3 protein-coding genes are annotated in these 4174 nt (G+C 72.3%); 2 read left to right on the plus strand and 1 reads right to left on the minus strand.

The window, feature by feature from the left end; genetic code table 11:
• A partial coding sequence (locus IH45_RS0142245; RefSeq protein ID WP_030682351.1) for a SpoIIE family protein phosphatase occupies positions 1 to 1662 on the plus strand: 1662 nt, incomplete at its 5' end.
• Between the two features lie 143 nt (positions 1663 to 1805).
• Here the strand turns inward: IH45_RS0142245 and IH45_RS0142250 are convergent.
• A complete protein-coding gene (locus IH45_RS0142250; RefSeq protein ID WP_030682354.1) occupies positions 1806 to 3158 on the minus strand; it encodes an MFS transporter in 1353 nt (450 codons plus the stop codon).
• A 152-nt stretch (positions 3159 to 3310) separates the two neighbouring features.
• Here IH45_RS0142250 and IH45_RS0142255 point away from each other — a divergent pair, with 152 nt between their 5' ends.
• Positions 3311 to 3871 carry a MarR family winged helix-turn-helix transcriptional regulator gene (locus IH45_RS0142255; RefSeq protein ID WP_030682357.1) on the plus strand — a complete coding sequence of 187 codons (561 nt, stop codon included), beginning with the start codon at positions 3311 to 3313 and terminating at the stop codon, positions 3869 to 3871.
• Positions 3872 to 4174 lie beyond the last annotated feature (303 nt).

Raw genomic sequence — 4174 nt, forward strand, 5'->3', positions numbered from 1 at the left:
GTCCACGGCGCCGTCCCCGCCGCCCGCGCCGAACGGTCCGGCTCCGGCCCGGCCGACGACGGCGCGCCCGGCCCGGCCCGCGCCCCCAGCGTGGACGCGCTGTCCGTCCACGACATCCTCGGCAAGGTCCCGGCCCTGGTGGCGGTCGTGTACGGGCCCGAGCACCGCATCGCGTACGTCAACGGCGCGTACGCCACCGTCTTCGGCACCCGCCCGCCCGGCGCCACCGCGCGCGAGGCCCTGCCCGAACTGGACGCGCTCGGCCTGCTGCCGCTGATGGACCAGGTGCTGCGCAGCGGCCGTCCCCGTACGGTCAAGGCCCGCCGGGTGCCCGGCGGCGCGGGCGCCGACCAGTCCCGCGACGGGTACTACACGTTCACCTGCACGCCCATCGAGGTCGCGGCCAGCGGCCCGGCGCCCGACCCCGAGGTCGCCTGTGTGGCGCCGCACAAGGGCGTGCTCGTCTTCGGCGCGGACGTCACCGACCAGGTGGAGTCCACGGAACGGCTGCGTGCCGCCGAGGCACGCCAGCGCGCGGCGGCCGTGACGCTCCAGCGGTCCCTGCTGCCCCAGGAGTTGGAGCAGCCGGACGACCTGCGGGTGGCCGCGACGTACCAGCCCGGCGGCACGGACGCCGCGGTCGGCGGCGACTGGTACGACGTCATCACCCTCGGCGCGGGGCGTACGGCCCTGGTCATCGGCGACGTCATGGGGCGGGGCGTGCGGGCCGCGGCGGTCATGGGCCAGCTGCGTACGGCGGTCCGCGCCTACGCCCGCCTCGACCTGCCGCCCCACGAGGTCCTTCAGCTGCTGGACGGGCTGGCCGCCGAGATCGACGCCAGCCAGATCGCCACCTGCGTCTACGCGGTCCACGACCCCAACGAGGGCCGACTGGTGTACGCCTCCGCCGGCCACCTCCCCATCCTGGTGCGCGACGCCGAGGGCACGGTCCACCGCGCCGCCGAGCCGACCGGCCCGCCGCTGGGCACCGGCGGCTGGCTGCACACCTCCGGCAGCGTCCCTCTGGGCCCCGGTTCGAGCGCCGTCCTCTATACGGACGGTCTGGTCGAGCGCCGTGACAAGGACATCGACCACGGCGTGGAGGCCCTGGAACGGGCGTTCGCGGGCGCGACCGGGGCACCGGACATCGTCTGCGACCGCCTGCTGCGCGCGCTCGGCATCACCACGGACCACGACGACGACGTGGCCGTCCTGGTCCTCCAGCACCCGGCCCGCACGGGCCACGACGCCGAGCTGTTCCACAACGCCGCCCTCGAACTGCACGGCGGTACGGAAGCGGCGCCCCGCGCCCGCGCCTTCGCCTCCGGGGTGCTCGCCTCCTGGCGCTTCGCCCCGGAGCTGCACGACCTGGGCGTCCTGGCCGCCAGCGAACTCGTCGCCAACTCGCTCCAGCACGGCACCCCGCCGATGCGGCTGCGGCTGCGCCGTACGGACCGCCGCCTGATCGTCGAGGTGACCGACGGCGACGACCACCTGCCGCGGCGGCGCCGGGCCGAGCCCGTGGACGAGGCGGGCCGCGGCATCTCGATCATCGCGACGATCGCCTCGGCGTGGGGTTCCCGGCGGACGCCAGGGGGCGGCAAGGCCGTGTGGTGCGAGTTCGCGCTGCCGCGGGAGGCGGGAGAGGCGCCGGGGGAATAGGGCGCGAGGGAGCGTGTGCGGAAAGGACGCAAAGTGAGCGTGTGCGGAAGGGCCGGCCCCTGCCTGGAGCGGCAGGATCCGGCCCTTCCGTGGTCAGCGGGGTCCGGTCCGTCCGGGGCCGGCCCTCGCGCACTCTCCGTGGCTTACGCCACCGCCGTTACGGACTCGCGTCGCGGCGCCGGTACGTCGGTCGTGGCAGCGCCTGCGTGGGCGTCCACCTCCGCATCCGTACCGGCGGCCGGAGCCTCCGGTGTGAAGGCCCGGACGTGCGGGTTGTCCTGCGCCGGGCTCAGCAGCCGGCCCAGCCGCAGGGCCAGGACGGTGACGCCGACGGTGCAGAGCACCAGCATCCCGATGTACGGGGCGGACATCCCATGGCCCACCATGAGGGCGCCCACCGCCGGGCCGACCGCCAGCGCCAGCTGTTTGACCAGGGCGAAGACCGAGTTGTACTGGCCCACCATCGAGGCCGGGGCCAGGTCCGCCACCAGAGGGGCCACCGTCGGCGACAGCATCGACTCGCCTATACCGAACAGGGCGTAGGTCGAGATCAGCAGAGTGGTGGCGACCGCATGGGCGCCGTGCACCAGGCCCGACAGTCCCGCCGCGAGCCACGCCACGGTCCAGATCAGCCCGACCACGGCCATGACCCGGCTGCGCCGCCGCCGCTCGACCAGCTTCAGCACGACGAACTGGGCCGCCACGATCGCCGCCGTGTTGGCGGCCAGCGCGATGCCGAGCGTGGACGGTGAGATCCGGGTGACCTCGGTGGCGTACGCCGCGAGGCCCGACTCGAACTGCCCGTAGCAGGCGAAGAACAGCACGAAGCCCAGCAGGCACAGCCACATCATCCGGCGGTCGGCGAACAGCGCGCCCCAGGCGCCCTTGGCCCGTGCCTCGCTCGGCACCGGGTCCGTCACCCGCGGCGAGCGCGGCAGCCGTACGGTGGCCACGGCCGCGCCCAGGACCAGGAACATCACGGCCTCGATCGCGAACAGCCGGACGAAGCTGCCGGGCGCCGACTCATCGACCAGCAGGCCGCCTATCAGGCCGCCGATGCCCAGACCGAGGTTGTTCAGGAAGAACTGGGTGGCGAACGCGCGCGACCGGGTGACCGTGGTCGAGCACCACACGATCATCGTCGCCAGGGCCGGCTGGATCACCGCGATACCGGCGCCGAGCGCCACCGCCGAGGCGATGACCAGCGGCTCGGTGGTGGACAGGCCCAGCCCGAGCGACCCGACGGCGGCGGTGACGGCACCCACGACGGCCACCGGCAGCGGACCCCGCCGGTCGATCGCCCGACCGGTCAAGGGCAGCACGGCGAGCGCGGCGACGGCGAGCATCGCGAGGACGACACCGGCCGTACTCGCGCCAAGATCCCGCACCTTCGCCACATAGACGTAGAGATACGGAACCGTGAAGCCGTTGCCGAACGCGCTCAGCGCGTTGCCCAGCTGGATCCGGCGCAGCGCGGCGCCCATCGCGGTGGTCACACTCACCTACCTAGGTCAGATCGAGGGGGACTGGTCGGGCCGGAGAGGGGCTGGACAGTCACACCCTGAAGACTTCAACACTAAAGTTCGAAGCTAAAGAGTACATGCCGAAGGACTTCAACGCCAATGAGGTCCGTGTCATACTTCCCGGCATGCCAGAGCCCTCAGATACGGCGGCCGGCCCCGCGGAACCGAGCCTCGAACAACAGATCGCGGCCTACCAGCGAGAGTTCCAGGACCTGGATCCGCAGGTGGAGCAGGTCGTCTCCGCACTGCAGCGCCTCAACCGCCGGATGAACGTCGCCTATGGACGTCAGACCGCCGCCCTCAGCATCAGCAACGCCGAGTGGGAGGTGCTCAAGGCCCTCGTCGTCGCGGGAGCGCCCTATCAGATGGGCCCCGGCGAACTGGCCAAGCGCCTCGGCCTCACGCCGGCCGCCATGACCCACCGCATCGACCGCATGGCGAGCGAGGGGCTGGTGACCCGGGAGCGGGACGAGGCCAACCGGGTACGGGTGATCGTCGAGCTCACCCAGGAAGGCCGCGAGAAGTGGGTCGAGGCGATGCGCATGGCCTCGGTCTTCGAGGAGGACCTGCTCCAGGACCTCTCCCCGGAGGAACGCGGCCAGCTCGGTGAAATGCTGACCCGTCTGCTGTGCCGCGTCGAGGACACCCAGCCGGACGCGGACGGCCGGCTGACCGACCTGGACTGAGGCGGCGGACCGACCTGGACTGAGGCGGCGGACCGACCTGGACTGAGGCGGTCCGGTACGCCGGAGGCCCGCTTCCGGCGGGTACGGCGGACCGCACGGGGCGGTTGACATGGCCCGCTCCCGTACGTAGTGTTCTTCGAGTTGCCATGGAGCCGTAACGGTTCTGCGGTAGCCCCTCACGCCGCACCGGCGGCACAACCACTACTGCACGACTCCCGAACGGGATGAATTTCGGCATGCCGGAATTCGGTCCGCCGACTCGATTATGAGTCACCGGGAAAAGCCGTTAAAGTAGTGATCACG

Source organism: Streptomyces rimosus subsp. rimosus, from assembly GCF_000720725.1.
GTDB lineage: Bacteria > Actinomycetota > Actinomycetes > Streptomycetales > Streptomycetaceae > Streptomyces > Streptomyces rimosus_A.

What these genes read in the sequence shown, in the direction of transcription:
- IH45_RS0142255 (WP_030682357.1), top strand. Translation starts at nt 3,311, where the DNA reads ATGCCAGAGCCCTCAGATACGGCGGCCGGCCCCGCGGAACCGAGCCTC.